Source organism: Acidisoma silvae, from assembly GCF_020618775.1.
Classification (GTDB): domain Bacteria; phylum Pseudomonadota; class Alphaproteobacteria; order Acetobacterales; family Acetobacteraceae; genus Acidisoma; species Acidisoma silvae.
The window spans coordinates 292,140-313,770 of the sequence record NZ_JAESVB010000002.1; the positions used below are offsets into that span (position 1 = coordinate 292,140).

A 21,631-nucleotide genomic window follows, 5' to 3' on the forward strand; every position below is an offset into this window, starting at 1 on the left:
ATGGGCCGCACAGCGCTGATCTACCGGGACGTGATTCTGCCCCCGTCCGAAGCCTCCTTCATGCGCCGGCAGTATTCCGGCTTTTCCCAGCTCGATCCGGTCTGGCTCGGTCGACGGATCACGCCTGTTGCCGCGGAAAACGGCTTTGCCACCCGGCGTCTGGGCCGGGATGGGTTGATCGGCGATATCCAGCGCGAAGCCTTTAAGGACTTTGGCCTCGTGCCGGACCTTCCTGCGCTGCGCGCCCTCAATCCGGCCGTCATTCACGCGCAGTTCGGGCGCGGGGGCGCCCTGGCTCTGCCGATTGCGCAGCGGCTGGGCCTGCCGCTTGCCGTTACCTTCCATGGCGGCGACGCGCATAAGGACAAGCACTATCGCGGCGGTCTCACCAAAAGCCTTTACGCCCGCCGCCTGCCCGCTTTGCTGGCGGAAGCGAAACTGTTCATCTGCGTCTCGGAAAGCGTGCGGCAGAAGCTGCTCCAGCGCGGATTTCCGGCTGGCAAGCTGATCGTGCATCCCATCGGCACGGATATCCCCGCCGATTCGCCTGCGCCGCGTGCCAATGGGCCGATCCTCTTCGTTGGCCGATTCGTGCCTAAAAAAGGCCTGCCGGTGCTGATCGAAGCATTGCAGATCCTGCGCCGGCAGAACCGGGAACCCGCCGTGACGATCATCGGTGATGGCCCTTTGGGTGCTGATATTCGCGCGCAGGCGGAAGGTCTCTCGCAGCTCCGCTTCCTGGGCTGGCAGACGCCGGGCGAGGTCGCGCAGGCCATGCGCCAGGCATCCATGCTGGTCGTGCCGAGCGAACGGGCGAAGGACGGTGACGCCGAAGGTCTGCCAAGTGTCGCGATAGAGGCCATGGCCCTGTCACTGCCTGTTATCGGCACCGATCAGGCTGGTCTGGACGGCGTCATTTTGCCCGGACGCACGGGCGTGATCGTGCCTGCGCGAGACCCCGAGGCTCTGGCCCGCGCCATAGCCAGCCTGCTCGCCACGCCTGAGATGCGCATGGGCCTAGGCACGGCCGGGCGCGGCCTGGTGCAGGGCGAGTTCAATGCCGAACGGCAATCCCGCCGGCTGGAATCCCTGCTGCTGTCGCTGACGGGCTGACGGCCACCGGCCCCGGACACAAAAAAGGCCGCCCGATCACCCGGGCGGCCTTTTTTTAAATGATAACGGCTCAGGTTCAGTGAGCGGCAGCGGTCACATCGACCACGGCCTGCGCGACCTGGACATTTTCCATCAGCGCGACCAGACGATCTGTCTGGCCGACCTTTTCGGCCTCCGACAGCGCCTTATTCGCTTCCTGCAACTGACGTTCGCCGTCTGCATGATTCAGCGCCGAGGAGAGCTCGGCCGTATCGGCCAGAACGGTGACACGCTCGCCCGTGATTTCGGCAAAACCGCCGGTCACGAAATAGCGCGACGTCACCCGCTCGCCTTCATAGAGAATGACCTCACCGCCGCGCAGCAGGGTGATCATCGGGCTATGTTCGGGCAGCACGCCAAGGTCGCCTTCCGAGCCCGGGATCACAACCATATCCACGGACTGGGAGACGAGCAGCTTCTCGGGGCTCACGATCTCGATTGAGATAGGCACCAGCTTATCCTTACCTAATCTGCCGCTCAGGCCTTGGCGCGCAGCGCTTCGGCCTTCTTGATGACATCCTCGATGGTGCCGACCATGTAGAAGGCGGCTTCCGGCAGATCGTCATACTTGCCGGCAACGAGATCCTTGAAGCCCTTGATGGTGTCGGCAACCTGCACGAAGACGCCCGGGGAGCCGGTGAAGACTTCCGCCACATGGAAGGGCTGGCTGAGGAAGCGCTGGATCTTGCGCGCGCGCGCCACGACCAGCTTGTCGTCTTCCGAAAGCTCGTCCATGCCCAGGATGGCGATGATGTCCTGCAGCGACTTGTAGGTCTGCAGGATCTTCTGGACGTCACGGGCAACCTGATAATGCTCGTCACCGACGATGCGGGGGTCGAGCGAACGCGAGGTGGAGTCCAGCGGATCGACCGCCGGGTAGATGCCCTGCTCGGCGATGGCGCGGTTCAGCACCGTCGTCGCGTCAAGATGGGCGAAGGAGGTCGCGGGCGCCGGATCGGTCAAGTCATCGGCCGGCACGTAGATGGCCTGCACCGAGGTGATGGAGCCCTTCTTCGTGGAGGTGATGCGTTCCTGAAGCGCGCCCATGTCGGTGGCCAGCGTCGGCTGATAGCCCACCGCCGACGGAATACGGCCGAGAAGGGCCGACACTTCCGCGCCCGCCTGCGTGAAGCGGAAGATGTTGTCGACGAAGAACAGAACGTCCTGGCCTTCGTCATCGCGGAAATATTCCGCCATGGTCAGGCCGGACAGGGCGACGCGCATGCGCGCGCCCGGCGGCTCGTTCATCTGGCCATAAACCAGGGCGACCTTGGAGCCTTCGCCTTCGGTCTTGATAACGCCGGCATCGATCATTTCGTAATACAGATCGTTGCCTTCACGGGTGCGCTCGCCAACGCCCGCGAAGACCGACACGCCGCCGTGCTCTTTCGCGATGTTGTTGATCAGCTCCTGGATCAGCACGGTCTTGCCCACGCCGGCGCCGCCGAAGAGGCCGATCTTGCCGCCCTTCAGGTAAGGCGCCAGCAGGTCGACCACCTTAATGCCGGTGACGAGGATTTCGGCATTGGCCGCCTGTTCCTCGAAGCCCGGAGCTTCGCGATGGATCGGCATGTAGCGGACGGCCGGGACTTCGCCGCGCTCGTCGATCGGCTGGCCGATGACGTTGAGGATGCGGCCCAGAGCGCCGGGACCGACGGGCACCGAGATCGGCTTGCCGCTATCCGTGACTTCCTGGCCGCGAACGACGCCGTCCGTGCTGTCCATGGCGATGGTGCGGACGGTGTGCTCGCCCAGTTCCTGCGCCACTTCAAGAACGAGCTCGCGCTCGCCGACCTTGGTGGTCAGCGCGCTATAGATAAAAGGCAGTTCGCCTTCGAACTGCACGTCAACGACAGCGCCCAGAACCTGAGTGACGCGACCGACAGAATTGTTTGCCATTTTCGTATCCTGCTCTGTGCGCTTCTTAAACGGCTTCCGCGCCGGAGATAATTTCGACCAGCTCAGACGTGATATTCGCCTGGCGGGCGCGGTTATAGGTCAAAGTCAGGCGCTTGATCATATCGCCCGCATTACGGGTCGCGCCATCCATCGCGGTCATCTGTGCCGCGAAGAAGCCGGCCTCATTATCGAGCATCGCCCGGTAGAGCTGAATGCTGAGCGCCCGCGGCAGCAGGCGCGCGAGGATCTCATCCTCTTCCGGCTCGAATTCGTAGGACGCCTGATCCGCATCCTTGGGCGTTTCATCAAGCTTTTCCGGCGTCATCGGCACCAGACGCAGCTCAGTCGGCACTTGCGCCATGACACTGCGGAAGTGGTTGTAGACCAAGGTCACGACATCGACCTCGCCCTTCGCCACCATGTCCTGGATCACGCCGGAGATCAGCTCGGCATCGCCGAATTCGGGCCGCTTGCGACCGCCCGGCATCGGATTGGTCACCATCTGGCTCGCGAATTCACGACGCAGATAGTCACGTCCCTTGCGGCCGACGGCGAGAATCTTCACCTGCTTGCCCTCGGCCGTCAGCTTACGGACGAGGTTGCGCGCGGTGCGTGCGGAATTGACGTTGAACCCGCCAGCGAGACCGCGATCCCCCGTCACGGAGACGACGAGATGCTTCTGGTCCCGGCCCGTGCCGGCCAGAAGCGCGGGCGCGGCACCTGCCGGCTGGTCCGCCATGGCGGTGGCCAGCGCACGGAGCATGCGCTCCATCCGTTCGGCATAGGGCTGCGCCGCTTCGGCCTGCGCCTGGGCGCGGCGCAGCTTGGACGCCGCGACCATTTTCATGGCGCTGGTGATCTTCTGCGTCGACTTGACGCTGTTGATCCGGTTGCGAAGTGGCTTCAGGCTCGGCATGGGTTCTGTCTTCCGCCGACTTTAGGCCACGTATTCGTCAACGAGCTTCTTGATGAAGGCCGTCAGACTTTCGTCGACGTCCTTCTTGATCTCGCGATTGGTGCGGATCGACTCCAGAATCTCGGGCTTGCTGGTCTTCAGGTCGTTCACATAGTGACGCTCGAAGTCCACGATCTTGTTCACCGGCACGCGGTCCAGAAGGCCACGGACGCCAGCGAAGATCACAACCGCCTGCTCTTCCACCGCGAGCGGGTGGAACTGCGGCTGCTTCAGGAGCTCGGTCAGACGCGCGCCACGGGCCAGCAGCTGCTGGGTGGTGGGGTCGAGGTCGGACGCGAACTGGGCGAAGGCCTGCATTTCGCGATACTGCGCGAGATCCAGCTTAATCTTGCCCGCAACCTGCTTCATTGCCTTGATCTGCGCGGCGGAGCCGACGCGGGAGACGCTGACGCCGACATTCACGGCAGGGCGGATGCCTTTGAAGAAAAGCTCCGTTTCCAGGAAGATCTGGCCGTCGGTGATAGAGATGACGTTCGTCGGAATATAGGCCGAGACGTCACCCGCCTGGGTTTCGATGACGGGAAGCGCCGTCAGGCTGCCCGCGCCCATGGCGTCGGACATCTTGGCTGCGCGTTCCAGCAGGCGGGAATGCAGATAGAAGACGTCGCCCGGGAAAGCTTCGCGGCCCGGCGGACGGCGCAGCAGCAGGGACATCTGGCGATAGGCAACCGCCTGCTTGGACAGATCGTCATAGGCGATCAGCGCATGCATGCCGTTGTCGCGGAAATACTCGCCCATGGCGCAGGCGGTATAGGGTGCCAGGAACTGTAGCGGCGCCGGATCGGACGCGGAAGCGACGACCACGATGGAATATTCCATCGCGCCGTATTCTTCGAGCGTGCGCACGAGCTGGGCGACGGTGGAGCGCTTCTGGCCGATGGCGACGTAGATGCAATAGAGCTTGCGGCTCTCGTCATCACCCGCGTTGACCGTCTTCTGGTTCAGGAAGGTGTCGACGATGACGGCAGTCTTGCCGGTCTGACGGTCACCGATGATCAGCTCGCGCTGACCGCGGCCGATCGGGATCAGCGCGTCGATCGACTTGATGCCGGTCTGCATCGGCTCATGCACCGACTTGCGCGGAATGATGCCGGGGGCCTTCACTTCGGCGAGGCGACGCTCGGTGGTGGCCACCGGCCCCTTGCCGTCGATCGGATTGCCGAGGCCATCGACCACACGGCCCAGAAGGGCCTTGCCGACGGGCACGTTCACGATGTCGCCGGTGCGGACGACGGTATCGCCTTCGCGAATGCCGCTGTCGTCACCGAAAATGACGATGCCGACGCTGTCGGCGGCCAGGTTCAGCGCCATGCCCTTAAGGCCGGCGCCAGGAAATTCGACCAGTTCACCAGCCATGACGTTCTGCAGCCCGAAAACCTGGGCAATGCCGTCACCGACGCTCAGAACCTGACCCGTCTCGGTCACGTTGGCATCGGAGTCGAAGCTGGCAATCTGCTTCTTCAGGATCTCCGAGATCTCTGCCGGGCGGATCTCCATATCAGGCTGCTCCCTTCATGGCGTATTGCAGTCGCTGGAGGCGCGACTTGAGGCTGGTGTCATAGAGGCGGGCGCCGAGTTTGACGACGAGGCCGCCGAGGATCGAGGGATCAACCGTCTGCTCGATATTGACGCGGCCGTAGCCGAGTTCCGTCAAACGTGCACGCAGCTGGGTAGATTGCAGGTCGGTCAGCGGATGGGCCGAGACGACTTCGGCGCGGACGAGGCCGCGCTTCTTGTCGACCAGGGCGGCGAAGGCCGTCACGATCGACCGCAGGAAGAACAGGCGGCGGTTGCTGGAAACCACACCCACGAAATCCTGAACGATGCTGCCGAAACCCTGTGCCAGGAGCACAGCGCGGACAGCTTTCGTCCCTTCCTGAATATCGATCAGGGGATTGGACAGGAAAGCACGGAAATCCGCACTTTCGTCGATCAGCCGGCCCAGCGCGTCCATCTCTTCGATGACGCGATCAAGCCAACCCATCTCCCCTGCATAATCGTAAAGCGCGGTCGCATAGCGTCCCGCGAGGATCTGGTTCGAAGATTGAGTGCCGGCGCCCGAGGCCACTTGTCCTACCCGTCATCTGTTGTCGAGACGCTCTCGTGACGCTTGTCCGAGAAACGGTTCCCGAGACGCCTACGCGTAATGTCGTCGATGGGGCGGAACTATCATAGGGGTTTCAGCGAAGCAACGGAGGTAAGACGCCTTTCCGTCCGGGATCGCCTCATAAGCCCTTTATTTTTCGCATGTCGCGCAGAGGCTTTCAAAGAAAGCTGACTGGATCGACATCGATATCAACGCGAACATTTCGCGAAATCACGACCTCGGCGAGCCAATTTTTGAGAATTGGCTGTATGGCGATGTCTTTTCGCGTGCGCAGCAGCAGGCGTCGGCGGTGCCGCCCGCGCAGCATGGCGAGGGGGGCCGGCGCCGGGCCCAGAACCTCGACGCCCGGCGCATGGGGGGCGCGGCGACCAAGCTCGCTCGCCAGGCGGTCGGTCTCGACCATGTCCTCACCCGAAATGATGAGGGCCGCCAGCCGTCCGAAGGGTGGCCAATGGCCGGGCCGCCGGCCCTCCGCCTCCGCTTCCATGAAGGCTGCGATATCGCCGCTGATCAGCGCCTGAATGACCGGATGCTCGGGCGCATAGCTTTGCAGCATCACGTGGCCCGGCGCCTCCGCACGGCCGGCACGACCGGCGACCTGATGCAGAAGCTGCAAGGTGCGCTCTCCGGCCCGCAGATCGCCGCCCGCAAGACCGAGATCGGCATCGATGACGCCGACCAGCGTGAGATGCGGAAAATGCCAGCCCTTGGCGACGATCTGCGTGCCGATGATGAGATCGACCTTGCGATCGGTGATCTGCTGGGCAGCACGTGCCGCCCCTTCAGGGCCGCCGATCGTGTCGCTGGCCATGACCAGCCGCCGGGCATCGGGAAACAGAAGCTCCACCTCTTCCGTCAGCCGCTCGACGCCAGGCCCCACGGGGGTCAGCGTATCGGTCGCGTCGCAGGCCGGACAGGCATCCGGCATGGTCTCGGCATGGCCGCAATGGTGGCATTGCAGAATGCGGCGCTGGCGATGCTCCACCAGCCAGGCAGTGCAATGCGGACAGGCGAAGCGATGGCCGCAATGGCGGCAGAGCGTCAGCGGCGCATAGCCCCGGCGGTTGAGGAACAGCATCGCCTGCTCGCCGCGCTCCAGCGTATCGGTGATCGCCTGGATCATCGGCGGGGCGATGAAGCGACCGCGTTCTGGCGGAGTCGCGCGCAGGTCGATGGCCGCGACCTCCGGCAGGCTGGCGCCGCCATGACGGGAGGCGAGCGAGAGCTGGCGGTAGCGCCCGGCTTCGACATTGGCCAGCGTCTCCAGGCTGGGCGTCGCGGAGACCAGCGCGATCGGCACGGATTCGATCCGTGCGCGGACCACCGCCATGTCGCGGGCGTGGTAGATGACGCCTTCCTCCTGCTTGAAGGCCGATTCGTGTTCCTCATCGACGATGATGAGGCCGAGATCGGCGAAGGGCAGGAACAAGGCCGAGCGCGCACCGACCACGACCGAGGCGGTGCCGTCCGCCACCGCCCGCCAGGTCCGCCTGCGCGTGGCCGGCGTCAGGTCGGAATGCCAGACTGCCGGCGGCACGCCGAAGCGGCGGGCGAATCGCTCCAGCCACTGCGCCGAAAGGGCGATTTCCGGCAGCAGGATCAGGCTCTGGCGACCGAGGCGGATCGCCTCCGCGACCGCCTCCAGATAGGTTTCCGTCTTGCCGGACCCGGTGACGCCATCGAGCAGCGTCACGGAAAAGGTGCGGTCGGCAACGCTTGCCGCCAACGCATCGGCGGCGGCCCGCTGATCGCCCGACAGGCTTGCGGCACCAAGATGTGCCGGGTCAGGTTGGGCAAAGGCCGGTGCCTTGGCGCCTTCGATGGCCTGTAGCCAGCCGCGCTCGGCCATGCTGCGAATGACGCCGGCACCAACGCCGGCTTCCTGCACCAGATCGGGCAGGCTTTGCGCTTCGCCGTCCCCCAGAATGTCCAGCACGCGGCGGCGCGCGGCTGTCAGCTGCGACCCTTCCGGCTGAGTCTGGCCAAGGCCGAATAACGTGACCGTCCGATCCGGCAAGGGTGCGAGCAGCGGCGCGCGAATCGCCATGGCCAGAACCTCGCCCGGTGCGGACAGCGTATAGCTCGCCACCCAATCGATCAGCCGGCGGAGCGCGGGCGCCAAACGCGGCAGGCCCGGCACGACGGAGGCGGTTTTCAGGCGGGAGAGCGGAAAGGCCGGGTCGGGATCGCTGTCCCAGACGACGCCATGCAGCATGCGGCCATGGACCGGTGCCAGCACGATGGTGCCGGGCTCGGCGCTTTCGCCTTGCGGCAACCGGTAATCGAGCGGGCGGCCCAGCGGCAAGGGCAGCAGCACGGAGACGCGCCGTGCAGGCGCGGGCGCTGTCGCCTCCCCCCATAAATCCAGTTCGGTGCCGTCCATGCTTCGCCCCTCGCACAGCTTGGCCGCCGCCGCTAGAGGTAGAGCGAGACGCGGCAGACGATCGGACAGGCGATGCTGGCAGAAAACATGCGACAGGAATGGCTGCTCTGGCTCGGCTCGGAGCGGCGCGCCGCCGCATTGACGCTGGAGACCTATGGGCGTGATTTGGCCGGCTTTCTGGGCTTTCTGACCCGCCATCTGGGCGGCGAGCCTGATCTCGCGGCACTCGGCCAGCTGACGGGCGCGGATTTCCGCGCCTGGCTGGCGGAGGAGGCGTCCGAGTCCCGTGGCAATGCCACCCGCGCCAAGAAGCTTTCTGCCGTGCGGTCCTTCCTGCGCTATGTCGAGCGGGAGAAGGGCATCGCCAATGCCGCGATCGGGCTGGTGGCGACGCCCCGCGCCAAGAAACCGCTGCCCCGCGCCTTGACGGTCGTGGATGCGCAGACCGTCGCCCGTGAGATCGCCGAGATTTCGGACAATGCTGCGATCCAGGCGCGGGATACTGCGCTGTTCACGCTTCTCTATGGCTGTGGCTTGCGTATCTCGGAAGCGCTTGGCCTCAACCGGTCGGACGCGCCGCTGCCGGGATCGGACGCGCCGCTGCGCGTCACCGGCAAGGGCGGCAAGACCCGCATCGTGCCGGTGCTGGCGATCGCGCGGGACATGACCCAGCGCTGGCTGCGCCTGCATTGGCAGGCAGAGCCCGATGCGCCGCTGTTTCTGGGGGCGCGCGGCAAGCGGCTGGACCCGGCCATCGCCCAAAAGGCGCTCAGGGACTTCCGGCGGCTGAACGGATTGCCGGAACATGCCACACCGCATGCGCTGCGGCATTCCTTCGCCACCCATCTTCTGGCCCAGGGCGCCGATCTGCGCGCCATTCAGGAGTTGCTGGGCCATGCCAGCCTCTCCACCACCCAGCGCTATACCGCCGTCGATACCGCGCAGCTGATGGCGACCTGGCGGCGCGCCCATCCCCGCGCCTGATCGGCACCGTCACTTGACAGCATCCCGCCCCTTGGCTTCTCAAACGGCACCATGACCATTCAGATCATCGACGCCGATTGTCTCGTTCCTGCCGAAGCCCGCGGTGCGACCGTCGCACTCGGCAATTTCGACGGGGTTCATCTGGGCCATGCGAGCGTCGTGCAGACGGCCCATGCCGCCCGCCCTGGCGCGCCCCTTGGCGTAGTGACATTCGAGCCGCATCCGCGCGAATTCTTTCGGCCCGGCGACGCGCCCTTCCGCCTCACGCTGCTGACGGAAAAGGCGGCCGCCCTTGAGGCGCTCCATGTGCAGTATCTGTTCGTGCAGCGCTTCGACCATAACTTCAGCCAGCAGCCGGCCGAGCATTTCGTGAACCGCATCCTGCATGAGCGGATCGGCGCCAGCCATCTGGTCTGCGGGCCGGATTTCGCCTTCGGCCATCGCCGCGGCGGCAATGTGCCTTACCTGGCTGCCCGCGCGGAGAGCTTAGGCATCGGCCTGTCGCCGGCGCAGATTTTGAGCGACGCGGAGGGACCGATTTCCTCCACCCGCATCCGCCGCCTGCTGCAGGACGGCTATCCCGAACGGGCGAATGCGCTGCTCGGCCGCGCCTGGGCGATCCGCGCCGAGGTTGCCCATGGCGAAAAGCGCGGCCGAACCATCGGCTTCCCGACCGCCAACCTGCCGCTCGGCCGGCATCTGGAGCCGGCACGCGGCGTCTATGCCGTGACCGTCAGCCTGCCGAATGGTGAAACGCGGCGCGGCGTCGCCAATATCGGCCTGCGCCCGACGGTGGCCGAGACGGTGGAAAGCCGGCTTGAGGTCAATATCTTTGACTTCGACGGCGATCTGTACGGGCAGGAGATTGGCGTGTCCTTGCACAGTTTTTTACGCGCCGAGCAGAAATTCCCGAGCTTCGACGCGCTGCGCCAGCAGATTCTGACGGACGCCGCCAATGCCGCCAGCCTGCTCGGCGGACTTGGTCTGTAACAATCCTCCTTAGTTCGGCCACGCCACCGTCACGATAGGACTGCAAGCCGGGCCGACCCTCCGTTTCAGATAAACGGAGGGTTTGTCATGTCCAAATCTACACTGATTCGGCTGGGGGCCGGCGCCCTGATCGCGCTGGCTTTGGGCGGCTGCTACTACCCATATGGCCCCGGCGGCTATTACGGCGGCGGATGGGGCGGCGGCTATGGCGGACCGCATTACGGGTATTATCGCTGAGTGAGGAAACGTCGCCCCCGGACTTGTTCGGGGGCGCCTAGCCCGGGGGCCTACCCATTCGAGCACCATTACAGCGTCTGGGCGCCACAACGGGTAGATGCCCGGCATGAAGCCGGACAAGACAGTTATCTTGGCTTTACCGAAACACCGGCTCGTCGAAGGCGCGCAGCTTGCGGGAATGCAGCGAATGCAACTGGCCGCGCAGCAGGTCGATGGTCTGCAGGCCGATCGCCAGATGCTCGCCGACCGCGCGCTGATAGAAGGCCGTCGCGGCCCCCGGCAGCTTGATCTCGCCATGCAGCGGCTTGTCCGAGACGCAAAGAAGCGTGCCATAGGGTACGCGCAGCCGGTAGCCCTGTGCCGCCAACGTGCCGCTTTCCATATCGACCGCGATGGCACGGCTGAGATTGATGCGCCGCCGCTCCTGGCTCCAGCGGAGTTCCCAGTTGCGGTCGTCATAGGTGACGACCGTGCCGGTGCGGAGACGACGCTTGAGCGCCTCGCCCCGATCCCCGGTCACGCGCGCGGCCGCTTCCTGTAGCGCCAGCTGCACTTCCGCCAGAGCCGGCACCGGCACCTCCGGCGGCAGCAGCTCGTCCAGAATCTTGTCCCGCCGCAGATAGCCATGGGCGAGGACATAGTCGCCGATCACCTGGCTTTGCCGTAGACCGCCGCAATGGCCGATCATCAGCCAGCAATTGGGCCGCAGCACCGCCAGATGATCGGTGATGTTCTTCGCGTTGGACGGACCGACACCGATATTGACGATGGTGGTGCCGCCCTCCCCGTCCAGCCGCGTCAGGCTGTAAGCCGGCATCTGGAAGCTTTGCCAGGGCGCACGGGCGACAATGGCGTCAGCCTCCTCAACCGGCGTTTCACGTGTGACGACGGCGCCACCCGGCAGATAGAGCGCGGCATAGGGCGAACCCGGCCGCTGCAGCTCCTCCAGCCCATGGCGCACGAACCCGTCGACATAGCGCTGGTAATTGGTCAGCAGAATCCAGGGCTGAATATTGCGCCAGTGGCTACCCGTGTAGTGCTGCAAGCGCTTGAGCGAAAAATCCGTGCGCACGGCGTCGAACAGCGCGAGCGGGCGCGGCTTGTCGGGGTCGAAAATCCACAGACCGTCGGCCACCTCATCCCCTACCGTGGATAGACGCGGCGTCGGGAAGATGCGAGCCAGTTCCGCCACCTGGACGGTGCCGTGGGAGAACTCGTCCCCGCCTTCGGTCACGTAAGGATAGGGAATTTCGAGGTCGCTGACGCTGACCGAGAGGCTGGCACCGAATTCCGCCACCAGCGGTTCCAGCTGCTCCAGCAGATAGGGCCGGAAGAAAGCCGGCTGGGTCACGGTCGTGGAATAGACGCCCGGAACCTGCAATTTGGCCCAGGCACGGCTTGTATAGGGAAGCGCTCCGGTCGGGCGCCAGGTGATATCCAGCCGGGGATAGCGGAAATGGCGCCGTTCGGCGGCCGTCGGGGCGACACCGGTTTTGACGTAGCGCGCCAAGGCCTCCCGCAAGGTGAAGCAGGCGTGGTCATAGGCGAATTCCAAACGGGCGACGGCCTGTTCCGGCGTCAGCTCCTGCATCGAGGTAAAATCATCCATCACATCAGCCTCCCTCGAACGGATCTCATCACCACGCGTTAGCGGGTCTCGCGGCAGCGTGCCACCCTGCGGACATGAAGGCTGCCAACGACAAGCTGCGAAATCGAACCAGAAAGACACATCGACGCGCGTGCCGGGGCGTGGTCTGGTCCGATCACTTGACGCAAAAGGGTTTAGAATGAGCTACTTGAGTAACCTCGGTCGGGCTGGCTTCTGGCCGCTCGCTGCCTTCGGCCTTCTGGCCCTGACGGGCTGCGCGACCCATGTGCAAAACACGGCCAATTACGCGGCACCGACCGGCTATCCCGCTGTGATCGAAAAGCGGCCCGATATCGTGCTGGTCTATCCCTTCACGGTCGACCCGGCCCAGGTGCAGCTCGCGTCGGGCGTGCTGGCCAAGCTCCAGTCCAAGGGACAGAACCCCGACGCCAAACGGGCGGAGATCGCCCAGTCTGTCACCGCGACCATTACCCAGACCCTGGTCGAGGATGTCACCAAAATGGGCCTGCCCAGCCGCGCTGCCTATCCGGGCGAGGCCGCGCCCCCAGGCGCCATCCTGATTCATGGCCAGATCACGAAGATCAATGCCGGCAATGCCGCGCGCCGCACGATGATCGGCTTTGGCGCCGGTGCCAGTCAGGTCGAGGCCGATGTCAGCGTCCTGCGCGCGCTGCCGGGCGGCATGGTGCGGCCGCTGGAAAGCTACCATGCGGACGCCACCAGCGGACGCACGCCGGGCTTGGCTTTGGGTGCGGCAGGCGCCGCCAGCCATGTCGGCCTTGCCGTGGCAGGCATGGCCGCCGGCACCGTGCAACGGTCGCGCACTGGGCTGGAGCCGGAAGCCGCCAATCTCGGCGACAAGGTGGCATCGAATATCAAGCAATTCTTCGCCTCCGAAGGATGGATTGCGCCGCAGTGACGCCATCTGCGGACAGGTTTCGATTTCAGGATGCGAGTTGCCGATGATTGACTGGTTCGAGTTTGTGACGCGGATCAAGCCGGGATTGGAGCTTTCCATCGGTCTGGTGATCGCCGTCGCGGTCACCGTCCATGTCCTGCTCACGAAAAAGGACACGGCTTCGGCCACCGCCTGGATCGGCCTCGCCTGGCTGGCACCGTTTTTCGGCGGTGCCACCTATTTCGTGCTCGGAATCAATCGCGTGCGGCGCCGGGCGATCCGGCTTCGCGCGCCATCAGCGGCACGCACCCGCCGTCACCGCAAAGGTGGCGATGCGGCGGACGCGGATCACCGGCTGGCGCCGCTGCAACTCGGCATCAGCCGCATCACCGGCCGGCCGATCGAGACCGGCAACCGGATCGACATCTTGAACAACGGCGACGGGGCCTATCCGGCCATGCTGGAGGCGATCGCCCGCGCCGAACACAGCATCGGCCTTTCTTCCTATATCTTCCGCGCGGACAAGATCGGGCATCGTTTCATCGCAGCCCTGGCGGAAGCGCAGAAACGTGGCGTGACGGTGCGCGTCATCGTCGACGGCATCGGCAGCGGCTGGCTGCTGTCGCCGGCCTATCGGGCTCTGCGGCAGGCCGGCCTTCCCGCCGGGCGCTTCATGCATTCCGCCCTGCCCTGGCGGATGTCCTTCCTCAATCTCCGCTCGCATAAAAAGATTCTGGTCGTCGACGGGCGCATCGGTTTCACGGGCGGGGTCAATGTCGCCGACCAGAACCTGCTGGCAAACAATCCGCCGGAGCCGATTCAGGACACGCATTTCCGTATCGAAGGGCCGATCGTCGCCCAACTGACCTATGCCTTCATCCGCGACTGGGCTTTCGTCGCGCAGGAAGAATTGGAGGGCGAGGCCTGGTATCCGGAACTGCGCGCCCATGGCCATTCCATCGCCCGCGTGGTGACGGCAGGGCCGGACGAGGATCTGGAAAAGATCGAGCAGACGATCTTGCAGGCGATTGCCTGTTCCCGCACCAGCATCCAGGTGATGACACCGTATTTCCTGCCCGATCAGCGCGTCATCACCGCGCTGGGGCTGGCCGCCCAGCGCGGAGTCGCGGTCGATATCGTCATTCCGTCGAAGAATGTGCATCGCACGATGGATTGGGCGACGCAGGCCAATGTCGGGCCGCTGCTGGAAGCCGGCGTGCGCATCTGGCGCTGCCCACCGCCCTTCCGCCATTCCAAACTGATGGTGATCGAGGGCGAATGGTCGCTGATCGGCAGCAGTAACTGGGACATGCGCAGCTTCCGTCTGAATTTCGAGCTGAGCATCGAGTCCTATGACAAGGCGCTCGCTGCCAGCCTGGGCCAGATTGTGGCCGAAAACCACAGCCTGCCGCTGACCCTGGAAGAGCTGAATGCCCGGCCCTTCCCGATCCGCATGCGGGATGCGGCGGCCAGGTTGCTGCTGCCCTATCTGTAAGGCGCTAGGGTTTCGAACATAAAAAAAGGCCGGCCCCGCAAGGGACCGGCCTTTTTTATTCGATAGGTCTTGTGCCGATCAGGCGGCGCGACGCGTGAAGGCGGTCGGCACTTCGGCAATCGCGTGATCGACCAGCGCCGCATCCTGCTCGGCGGACAATCCGCTTCGCAGCGCGGCGGATGTCGCGGCAATCGCGACCTCGATCGCGGTGTTGCGGACTTCGGCCACCGCAGAGGCCTGGGCGGCTGCGATCCGCTCATGCACCATGCGCTCACGCGCTTTCGCACGCTGTTCGGCTTCGGCCTTGAGCTCAGCCGCCGTGCGGGCGGCCTCGGCCTTGGCGCGTTCGAGAATTTCCCTCGCTTCAGCGATGGCTTCCGCCCGCTTGACGCGGGCATCGGCCAGCATCGCTTCCGCTTCAACCTTGAGGCGCGACGCTTCGTCAAGCGACTGGCGAACGGTTACCGCTCGCTGGTCGAGCGCACCCATGACAGGCGTCAGAATCTTGCGGCCGAAGAGGACAGCGAAGATGACGACGGCAATGAAGACCCAGAAAGTCCCGTGGGACCAAGGGGCCGTCATCAGGGATTCGTATTCCATCCTGCGGATTCCTGGTTAGGCGAGGCCGCGCGCGGCGAGCGCATCCTGAATGCCCTGGTGGAGCTTGGTCTCGTCCAGAGCCTGACCCGTGAGCCGCGTCATGAGCAGGCCCGCCGTCTCGGCGGCGATCGGGCGGATCGCCGTAAGTGCCTGGGTGCGGGCCGCCGCAATCTCAGCCTCAGCCTTTTCCAGCTGCGCGTCGAGCTTGGCGGACAGCTCTGCCGCCTGCTGCGCCGCCGCGGCTTTCGCCGCTTCGGTCGCGCGGGCGACTTCGGCATTGGCTTCGTCACGGGCGGATTTGATCGCCGCGTGCAATTCGGCCACTGCGGCGTCCGCCTCCACCTTCGCGGCATGCGCCGCGTCCAGATCGCGCTGAATGCGCTGGCTGCGGTCCGCGAGAACCGCGCCCACGCCAGGAAGCGCCCAGCGCGACAGGATCAGGTAGAGGACGACCAGGATGATAACCAGCCACACCACCTGACTGCCGTTCAGCGGATTGCTGAAATCCATCTGGGGCATGTTCGACCCCGCGTGAGCGACACCCGCCTGGGCCAGAAGCCCAAGCGCTACTCCGCCGGTCAGTGAAGTCGTGGTGAATAGGCGGTTCATGGTCGGTTTCGGCGTCCGTCTATCAGGTGAAGAGGATGACGAGAGCGATAACCAGCGCATAGAGCGCCACCGCTTCCGTCAGCGCGAAGCCAAGGAGAACGTCGCGGAACATGCGGTCACGCGCGGCCGGGTTGCGGCCAACGGCGGAGACGAAGCTACCGAACAGATTGCCGATACCCACGCCAGCGCCTGCAACGCCGATGGTGGCCAGACCGGCGCCGATGTCCTTCGCGAGCAGCGGAGCAGAGATATCCATAATCCGTTATCCTTTCAGGATTTTAGTTCAGTGCATATGCACGGCGTCGTGCAGATACAAACAGGTGAGGATGGCGAACACATAGGCCTGCAGGCAAGCGACCAGCAGTTCCAGGCCCATGAGTGCGATGTTCAGCCCGAGCGGGATGATGGAGGCGACGACGCCGAACACGCCAAGGCTCGCCGTCAGCAGGATCATGAAGCCCGCAAACACTTCCAGCATCACATGGCCGGCCGTCATATTCGCGAAAAGTCGAACGGACAGCGACACGGGACGAGAGAGATAGGAGATGATCTCGATCGGCACCAGCATGGGCAGCATCCAGCCCGGCACGCCGGCCGGCACGAAGAACTTCAGAAACTTGAAGCCGTGGATGTAAAAGCCGACCGCGGTCGAGAACAGGAAAACGAACAGCGCCATGGCAAGCGTCACGACGATGCCGCTCGTAAAGGCGAAGAAATAGGGAAACAGCCCGAGCAGATTGCCGAGCAGAATGAAGATGAACAGCGTGAAGACGAGCGGAAAGAATTTCCGCCCCTCCTCGCCGATCGTATCGACGCACATCCCGTGGACGAACTCATAGAGCGTCTCAACCAGGGACTGCATGCGGCCGGGCACCAGCGCGCGGGTGCGCAGCGCGAGGCCAAAGGCCACGACGATGAGGCCGACCGAGAGCAGCATCATCTCGTTCGAATTGGTGAAATTGACAGCGTGGCCGATCGGCCCAAGGCCGCTCGTCAGCCGGAATTGGCCAAGCGCATCAATCGAAGGACCAGCCATGAACGTTTCCCAGTAGCCAGACTAGCTGTTGCTTCCCGGACCCATGGCCCGAAAAACGTTACGTAACCCCGCCGCCGCGCCGACAGGCACGAAAGCGATCATAATCCACGGCCGCGTGTGGAAAAGCCGGTCGAGACCCCAACCGATCACCACAGCGATAACGAGCGCCGCGACCATCTCGACCCCGAGACGCATGGCGATGCGGATCGCGTTGCTGTCGGCCACTTTTTCGGACGGACCCTTGCGGACCGGTCGATCAAGCCCCGCGCTGTCACGCGCTTTCGCCAGACGGGCCTCGAAAGACTCTCTTTCGTGGTCGCCACTCATTATCTGCCCCCAAACCGTCAACGGGCCTGTGCAAACGCTTGCCAGCCCAGGGCACCCGTCTGCTACCGACGCCCCCCTTTGGTGTCAAGAAAGCAACGGCCCATTAACGCGTGTTCTTTTTATTCTTTTGCGACAGTGGCCCCAAACCAACTGCGCAAATGTTCGTATACCCTCAACCGCCTCGATAGGTCGAATAGCCGAAAGGCGAGAGGATGAGCGGAATATGATAGTGGCCACCGGCCGGCTGTGTCCGGAACCGGAGCGCGATGCTGTCATAAAAACTTTCCCGCCCGCGCGCTGCCTGATAGTCGCCGGCCGCGAAGACCAGTTCATAGAGGCCGGGCGACAGGACGGTCTGCGGGTCCAGGGCCCAGCGGCCGCCGGCATCCGTCTGGGCCGCAGCCAGCGGGGACCGAACCTCATCGGCCTCGATACGGGAGAAGGTGAAGGCAAGCCCCACGCCCGCCGTCCCGACCGCCGTGTCGAGAACATGGAGACTGAGCGTGAGCGCCGACGCTTTCGCTCCGTCGGCCTCCCCGTCCGCGATCAGCCCGTCGAGGCGGAAGCCTGCGATCTGGACCACCTCAGCCAGCGCCCTCTCCCGCTCGACCGCCAGAGGCTGCTCGATCCTTTGCTGAATGGCCGCCAGAATGGCCCTACGGTCGCGCTGACCGCGCACGGCGATGATGAAGGGGAAGTCGAAACGGTCCAGATATGCCTGATTGAGCTGCGCGAAACTCTCCTCCTCCGGGCCCGTCATGCTGTCCAGGCCGAGTCCGGCCTGTTCCGACTTGGAATGCGCGGTGACCTCCCCTCGCTTGGCGGCTTGCCCGCCCAGTACGGGATGCGCCCGCAGGAGAGCGAGTTTGCGCGCCGGCTCGGCCTGAGCCAGGGCATCAGCCATGGCGGCGAGCAATTGCGCTTTGGACGCGAAAGGGCGCAGGCCGACGACGGCGGCCGGAATCCAGGGCGTCTTTTCGAAGACGCCCGCGAAACGATCGCAAAATCCGGCGTCTGACAGCCGATTGACCTCGGCTATCTGTAATCTTGCCCCCGGAGACGGCTGCGTCATTTGCGCTCTTTCAATACTTTTGTCTTGTAGACCGGCCGGTCTTTAAATTTGGGCTCGAACCGATGCAATCGCAGAAGCCCCATAGGTCTGACCATTGACACTACAAAAGCCCGTGTTCACATAGGCGGGCGAGCACCTGCACGGTGCGAGTGTGCCGCGGACCAAGCCGCGACACCACAATAACGATGAACGGACGCCTGGGGCCAACTTCAGGCGATCATGTTTGGGGAGCCTTCCATGAGTGAAGAACAGGACCGCCCCGCGGTCTCGTCCACCGATACGTCATCGCCTTCGACGGCCGCCCTTCGGCGCCGCGGCCTGTTGACCGGTGCGACCGCCGGTGCAGCCGCCACGATGCTGGCCGGCCTCGCGACCCAGGCGCGCGCTGCGGAAACAGCCTTCCCGGATCATCCGCGCTGGAAATTCGTCTTCATCAACCATGTGACGACGAACCCGTTCTTCGTTCCGACCCAGTACGGCATCGCCGATGCCTGCAAGCTGCTTGGCTGCAGCTACCAGTGGACGGGTTCGGAAACGAGCGACGCCGGCCAGATGGTCAATGCCTTCAATGCCGCGATTGCGAGCAAGGCCGATGCGATCGCGACCTGCCTCGTCGATCCGAAGGCTTTCAACGACCCGACCGAGCGTGCGCTTGCCGCCGGTATTCCGGTTTTTGCCTATAATGCCGATGCCCCTCCCGGTTCGGACAATAAGCGCCTCGCCTATATCGGCCAGGATCTCTACAAGGCCGGCTATGCCCTGGGCGAAAAGATCGCGAGCCTCGTCGATGGCGGCAAGGTCGCACTCTTCATCGCGACACCGGGCCAGCTCAACATTCAGCCTCGTTTCGATGGCGCAAAAGACGCGATCTCGAAGTCCGGCAAGTCGATCACGGTCGATGAAATCGCGACCGGCCCGACGCTGAACGAAGAAATCGGCAAGGTGCAGGCCTATTACCTCGGCCATCAGGACGTAAAGGGCCTCTTCGCGGTCGACGGCGGGTCCACCCAGGGCGTTGCCATGGCGATCAAGCTCTACAACCTGGCCAAGAAGGGCGTGCATGGCGGCGGTTTCGACCTCCTGCCCAAGACGCTCGAGCTGATCAACGAAGGTTTCGGTGACTTCACCATCGACCAGCAGCCCTACCTCCAGGGTTTCTATACCGTGCTGGAAGCCTTTCTGTTCAAGGCCTCCGGCGGTCTTGTCGGGCCGGCCGATATCAATACCGGCCTGAAATTCGTGACGAAGGAAAGCGTGGGTCCGTATCTGGCGACCAAGACCCGCTACGAAGGCAATTCCGGCGCACCTCAAATCGTCCCGTCCCACGGCCCGATCGGTTAACGCGGCGGCGGATCACCTGGCGGGCGCCCGCAACGGCGCCCGCCATCATTCCGTATGCCCCTGATAGTGACTGGAACTTCAGTGAGCGCACATACTCATAAGCCTGCGCAGACCGAGCTGGGCACCAAACCGCGCCCCCATATCGGCAAGCGTGGCCTGCACGGCTTTCTTCGTGTCCGCGAAGCCAGTATTCTGGTCGTCGCGATTCTGCTTATCATTTACTTCGAGAGTACGAACGTCAACTTCCTGACGGACGCCAATCTGCAGACGCTGTCGCAGTTCATTTCGCCATGGGTCGTTATCGCCTGCGGTGAAATCATGCTGCTGATCTGCGGTGAAATCGATCTCTCGGCCGGCATGGTCTTCGCGCTCGCGCCCTTCATCATGTATTTCGCCCATGATGCCGGCCTGCCGCTGATCATTGCCTTCATCCTGGCCATCATCGGTTGCGGTGCCATCGGCTTTTTCAACGGTTTCGTGTCCGTCAAGCTGCGTGTGCCGTCCTTCGTGGTGACGCTGGGGACCATGTTCCTGATCAACGGCTTTACGCTGACGATCTCCCGTGGGTTTCCGGTCGATACACCCAATGACGGCATCTTTTCCTTCCTGATGGGTGGCGGCTACGCCGAAATCACCTGGGCCGTGATCCTTGTGCTGTTCATGCATGGCATGCTGCGCAATACGCGCTGGGGCCTGCATACCATTGCGGTCGGCGGCAACCTGCTGGGCTCGGCCGAATCCGGCATCAATGTCACCAAGATCAAGATCGGCAATTTCGTCATTACCGGTGCGCTGGCAGGTCTGGCCGGCATCCTGGAAGCCTCGCGCATCGGCTCGACCGATCCGTTGGCCGGCGGGTCCAACATGATGTTCATGGCCGTGGCGGCAGCCGTCATCGGCGGCACGTCCCTCATGGGCGGGTCCGGCACGATCATCGGCGGCCTGTTCGGCGGCCTGATGCTGGGCGTGCTGCAGGATGGCTTCACCATCAACGGCATCAACGCCTTCACCTTCGACATGATCATCGGGGCCGCGATCCTGATCGCGATGGTCTTCAACATCCACTTCGCGCGCCTGCGCAATATGGGGAAGCTGAAATGAGCCAGTCCCAATACGTGCAAAGCAGCGCAGTGCCGCCGCAAGTGGCCGGCGGCCAGGAAGCGCTCCGCGCCCGCGATATCGTCAAGCGTTTCGGCGCGGTGACGGCCTTGAACGGCGTCTCGCTCCGTCTGCAAAAAGGCGAGATGCTGGGCATTCTGGGCGATAACGGCGCCGGCAAATCGACGCTGATCAAGATCCTGACCGGCTTCCAGGCGCCAACAAGCGGCCAGCTCACCATCAACGGTGAAGACGTTGCGCTGAAATCCGTCGATCATGCCCGTGAACTCGGCATCGAATGCGTCTATCAGGATCTGGCGCTGGTGCCGGGCCTGTCGATCTACCACAATATGTTTCTGAACCGCGAGCCGCTGCGGGCCGGTCCTTTCCGCCTGCTCGACAATGCCCAAATGAAAAGGCGGGCGGCCGAGGCGCTGGAAGATATCGGCGTCAATATTCCCGACGTGAATGAGGAAGTGGCGCGGCTGTCGGGTGGTCAGCGTCAGGCGGTGGCGATTGCCCGCGCGGTCTATTCCAAGGCCAAGATCCTTCTGCTGGACGAACCGCTGGCGGCCATGGGCGCCCGCGAATCCGGCCTCATCCTGGACCTCATCGACCGGCTGAAGAAGCGGGCCGATCTGTCGCTGATCATGATCGCGCATAACTATGCGCAGACCCTGGAGGTCGCCGACCGCATCATGATGTTCCAGCATGGCGAGGTCACTTTCGAGCGCGCCTCGGCCGAGACCTCGGTGCCGGAACTGCTCGATGTCGTGCGGCAGAACTACAAGGTGGTGCGCGGCGGGGCGTAGTCGGCC

22 protein-coding genes are annotated in these 21,631 nt (G+C 64.1%); 9 read left to right on the top strand and 13 right to left on the bottom strand.

Annotated features, from left to right (window positions below; genetic code table 11):
- Positions 1–1,113, top strand: coding sequence for a glycosyltransferase (locus ASILVAE211_RS05880; RefSeq protein ID WP_227320369.1), 1,113 nt, complete (start codon positions 1–3; stop codon positions 1,111–1,113).
- 76 nt (positions 1,114–1,189) lie between these two features.
- Here ASILVAE211_RS05880 and atpC read toward each other — a convergent pair whose 3' ends face one another.
- From atpC to ASILVAE211_RS05910, 6 genes are all read right to left on the bottom strand, one after another.
- Positions 1,190–1,603, bottom strand: a complete 414-nt coding sequence (gene atpC / locus ASILVAE211_RS05885; RefSeq protein WP_227320370.1) for an ATP synthase F1 subunit epsilon — start codon at positions 1,601–1,603, stop codon at positions 1,190–1,192.
- Between the two features lie 26 nt (positions 1,604–1,629).
- A complete protein-coding gene (gene atpD / locus ASILVAE211_RS05890; protein ID WP_227320371.1) occupies positions 1,630–3,051 on the bottom strand; it encodes a F0F1 ATP synthase subunit beta in 1,422 nt (473 codons plus the stop codon).
- 25 nt (positions 3,052–3,076) lie between these two features.
- Positions 3,077–3,967, bottom strand: coding sequence for a F0F1 ATP synthase subunit gamma (locus tag ASILVAE211_RS05895; RefSeq protein ID WP_227320372.1), 891 nt, complete (start codon positions 3,965–3,967; stop codon positions 3,077–3,079).
- A 21-nt stretch (positions 3,968–3,988) separates the two neighbouring features.
- Entirely contained in the window at positions 3,989–5,524 is a 1,536-nt protein-coding gene (gene atpA / locus ASILVAE211_RS05900; RefSeq protein ID WP_227320373.1) for a F0F1 ATP synthase subunit alpha, read from the bottom strand.
- A 1-nt stretch (position 5,525) separates the two neighbouring features.
- Complete coding sequence (locus tag ASILVAE211_RS05905) at positions 5,526–6,095, bottom strand: F0F1 ATP synthase subunit delta (RefSeq protein ID WP_227320374.1); 570 nt, start codon at positions 6,093–6,095, stop codon at positions 5,526–5,528.
- Positions 6,096–6,291: 196 nt separating this feature from the next.
- On the bottom strand, positions 6,292–8,517 hold the full coding sequence (locus tag ASILVAE211_RS05910) for a primosomal protein N' (RefSeq protein ID WP_227320375.1): 2,226 nt from the start codon (positions 8,515–8,517) through the stop codon (positions 6,292–6,294).
- 72 nt (positions 8,518–8,589) lie between these two features.
- Here ASILVAE211_RS05910 and ASILVAE211_RS05915 point away from each other — a divergent pair, with 72 nt between their 5' ends.
- The 3 genes from ASILVAE211_RS05915 to ASILVAE211_RS05925 all read left to right on the top strand — a co-directional run bounded on the left by ASILVAE211_RS05915 (position 8,590) and on the right by ASILVAE211_RS05925 (position 10,728).
- A complete protein-coding gene (locus tag ASILVAE211_RS05915) occupies positions 8,590–9,501 on the top strand; it encodes a tyrosine recombinase XerC (RefSeq protein WP_227320376.1) in 912 nt (303 codons plus the stop codon).
- Between the two features lie 51 nt (positions 9,502–9,552).
- Positions 9,553–10,491 carry a bifunctional riboflavin kinase/FAD synthetase gene (locus ASILVAE211_RS05920; RefSeq protein WP_227320377.1) on the top strand — a complete coding sequence of 313 codons (939 nt, stop codon included), beginning with the start codon at positions 9,553–9,555 and terminating at the stop codon, positions 10,489–10,491.
- Positions 10,492–10,578: 87 nt separating this feature from the next.
- A complete protein-coding gene (locus tag ASILVAE211_RS05925) occupies positions 10,579–10,728 on the top strand; it encodes a hypothetical protein (RefSeq protein WP_227320378.1) in 150 nt (49 codons plus the stop codon).
- A 136-nt stretch (positions 10,729–10,864) separates the two neighbouring features.
- Here the strand turns inward: ASILVAE211_RS05925 and ASILVAE211_RS05930 are convergent, their stop codons facing one another.
- Positions 10,865–12,337, bottom strand: coding sequence for an AMP nucleosidase (locus ASILVAE211_RS05930; RefSeq protein ID WP_227320379.1), 1,473 nt, complete (start codon positions 12,335–12,337; stop codon positions 10,865–10,867).
- A gap of 178 nt (positions 12,338–12,515) precedes the next feature.
- Here ASILVAE211_RS05930 and ASILVAE211_RS05935 point away from each other — a divergent pair, with 178 nt between their 5' ends.
- Entirely contained in the window at positions 12,516–13,256 is a 741-nt protein-coding gene (locus tag ASILVAE211_RS05935) for a DUF4410 domain-containing protein (RefSeq protein WP_227320380.1), read from the top strand.
- A gap of 43 nt (positions 13,257–13,299) precedes the next feature.
- The gene (gene cls, locus ASILVAE211_RS05940; protein ID WP_227320381.1) at positions 13,300–14,730 is read left to right on the top strand and encodes a cardiolipin synthase; all 1,431 of its coding nucleotides are present in this window, start codon (positions 13,300–13,302) and stop codon (positions 14,728–14,730) included.
- Between the two features lie 78 nt (positions 14,731–14,808).
- Here the strand turns inward: cls and ASILVAE211_RS05945 are convergent, their stop codons facing one another.
- The 6 genes from ASILVAE211_RS05945 to uraD all read right to left on the bottom strand — a co-directional run bounded on the left by ASILVAE211_RS05945 (position 14,809) and on the right by uraD (position 18,374).
- Complete coding sequence (locus ASILVAE211_RS05945; RefSeq protein ID WP_227320382.1) at positions 14,809–15,330, bottom strand: F0F1 ATP synthase subunit B family protein; 522 nt, start codon at positions 15,328–15,330, stop codon at positions 14,809–14,811.
- A 15-nt stretch (positions 15,331–15,345) separates the two neighbouring features.
- A complete protein-coding gene (locus ASILVAE211_RS05950; RefSeq protein WP_227320383.1) occupies positions 15,346–15,939 on the bottom strand; it encodes a F0F1 ATP synthase subunit B family protein in 594 nt (197 codons plus the stop codon).
- Between the two features lie 22 nt (positions 15,940–15,961).
- On the bottom strand, positions 15,962–16,195 hold the full coding sequence (locus ASILVAE211_RS05955) for an ATP synthase subunit C family protein (protein ID WP_227307008.1): 234 nt from the start codon (positions 16,193–16,195) through the stop codon (positions 15,962–15,964).
- Positions 16,196–16,222: 27 nt separating this feature from the next.
- Positions 16,223–16,975, bottom strand: a complete 753-nt coding sequence (locus ASILVAE211_RS05960) for a F0F1 ATP synthase subunit A (protein ID WP_227320384.1) — start codon at positions 16,973–16,975, stop codon at positions 16,223–16,225.
- A 21-nt stretch (positions 16,976–16,996) separates the two neighbouring features.
- A complete protein-coding gene (locus ASILVAE211_RS05965) occupies positions 16,997–17,302 on the bottom strand; it encodes an AtpZ/AtpI family protein (protein ID WP_227320385.1) in 306 nt (101 codons plus the stop codon).
- Positions 17,303–17,474: 172 nt separating this feature from the next.
- Positions 17,475–18,374 (bottom strand): 2-oxo-4-hydroxy-4-carboxy-5-ureidoimidazoline decarboxylase, encoded by a 900-nt coding sequence (gene uraD, locus ASILVAE211_RS05970; protein WP_227320386.1) that lies wholly within the window; start codon positions 18,372–18,374, stop codon positions 17,475–17,477.
- 237 nt (positions 18,375–18,611) lie between these two features.
- On the opposite strand from uraD, the gene ASILVAE211_RS05975 reads away from it, so the two are divergent.
- The 3 genes from ASILVAE211_RS05975 to ASILVAE211_RS05985 all read left to right on the top strand — a co-directional run bounded on the left by ASILVAE211_RS05975 (position 18,612) and on the right by ASILVAE211_RS05985 (position 21,625).
- Positions 18,612–19,715 (top strand): sugar ABC transporter substrate-binding protein, encoded by a 1,104-nt coding sequence (locus tag ASILVAE211_RS05975; protein WP_227320387.1) that lies wholly within the window; start codon positions 18,612–18,614, stop codon positions 19,713–19,715.
- 81 nt (positions 19,716–19,796) lie between these two features.
- A complete protein-coding gene (locus tag ASILVAE211_RS05980; protein WP_227320388.1) occupies positions 19,797–20,816 on the top strand; it encodes an ABC transporter permease in 1,020 nt (339 codons plus the stop codon).
- A complete protein-coding gene (locus tag ASILVAE211_RS05985) occupies positions 20,813–21,625 on the top strand; it encodes an ATP-binding cassette domain-containing protein (RefSeq protein ID WP_227320389.1) in 813 nt (270 codons plus the stop codon). Before ASILVAE211_RS05980 ends, ASILVAE211_RS05985 begins: the two co-directional genes overlap by 4 nt.
- Positions 21,626–21,631: the final 6 nt, after the last annotated feature.

What these genes read in the sequence shown, in the direction of transcription:
- ASILVAE211_RS05975 (WP_227320387.1), top strand. Translation starts at nt 18,612, where the DNA reads ATGAGTGAAGAACAGGACCGCCCCGCGGTCTCGTCCACCGATACGTCA.
- ASILVAE211_RS05930 (WP_227320379.1), bottom strand. Translation starts at nt 12,337, where the DNA reads ATGGATGATTTTACCTCGATGCAGGAGCTGACGCCGGAACAGGCCGTC.
- ASILVAE211_RS05985 (WP_227320389.1), top strand. Translation starts at nt 20,813, where the DNA reads ATGAGCCAGTCCCAATACGTGCAAAGCAGCGCAGTGCCGCCGCAAGTG.
- ASILVAE211_RS05960 (WP_227320384.1), bottom strand. Translation starts at nt 16,975, where the DNA reads ATGGCTGGTCCTTCGATTGATGCGCTTGGCCAATTCCGGCTGACGAGC.
- atpD (WP_227320371.1), bottom strand. Translation starts at nt 3,051, where the DNA reads ATGGCAAACAATTCTGTCGGTCGCGTCACTCAGGTTCTGGGCGCTGTC.
- ASILVAE211_RS05915 (WP_227320376.1), top strand. Translation starts at nt 8,590, where the DNA reads ATGCTGGCAGAAAACATGCGACAGGAATGGCTGCTCTGGCTCGGCTCG.
- ASILVAE211_RS05950 (WP_227320383.1), bottom strand. Translation starts at nt 15,939, where the DNA reads ATGAACCGCCTATTCACCACGACTTCACTGACCGGCGGAGTAGCGCTT.
- cls (WP_227320381.1), top strand. Translation starts at nt 13,300, where the DNA reads ATGATTGACTGGTTCGAGTTTGTGACGCGGATCAAGCCGGGATTGGAG.
- ASILVAE211_RS05955 (WP_227307008.1), bottom strand. Translation starts at nt 16,195, where the DNA reads ATGGATATCTCTGCTCCGCTGCTCGCGAAGGACATCGGCGCCGGTCTG.
- ASILVAE211_RS05945 (WP_227320382.1), bottom strand. Translation starts at nt 15,330, where the DNA reads ATGGAATACGAATCCCTGATGACGGCCCCTTGGTCCCACGGGACTTTC.
- atpA (WP_227320373.1), bottom strand. Translation starts at nt 5,524, where the DNA reads ATGGAGATCCGCCCGGCAGAGATCTCGGAGATCCTGAAGAAGCAGATT.
- ASILVAE211_RS05965 (WP_227320385.1), bottom strand. Translation starts at nt 17,302, where the DNA reads ATGAGTGGCGACCACGAAAGAGAGTCTTTCGAGGCCCGTCTGGCGAAA.
- ASILVAE211_RS05920 (WP_227320377.1), top strand. Translation starts at nt 9,553, where the DNA reads ATGACCATTCAGATCATCGACGCCGATTGTCTCGTTCCTGCCGAAGCC.
- ASILVAE211_RS05935 (WP_227320380.1), top strand. Translation starts at nt 12,516, where the DNA reads ATGAGCTACTTGAGTAACCTCGGTCGGGCTGGCTTCTGGCCGCTCGCT.
- ASILVAE211_RS05925 (WP_227320378.1), top strand. Translation starts at nt 10,579, where the DNA reads ATGTCCAAATCTACACTGATTCGGCTGGGGGCCGGCGCCCTGATCGCG.
- uraD (WP_227320386.1), bottom strand. Translation starts at nt 18,374, where the DNA reads ATGACGCAGCCGTCTCCGGGGGCAAGATTACAGATAGCCGAGGTCAAT.
- ASILVAE211_RS05880 (WP_227320369.1), top strand. Translation starts at nt 1, where the DNA reads ATGGGCCGCACAGCGCTGATCTACCGGGACGTGATTCTGCCCCCGTCC.
- ASILVAE211_RS05895 (WP_227320372.1), bottom strand. Translation starts at nt 3,967, where the DNA reads ATGCCGAGCCTGAAGCCACTTCGCAACCGGATCAACAGCGTCAAGTCG.
- ASILVAE211_RS05910 (WP_227320375.1), bottom strand. Translation starts at nt 8,517, where the DNA reads ATGGACGGCACCGAACTGGATTTATGGGGGGAGGCGACAGCGCCCGCG.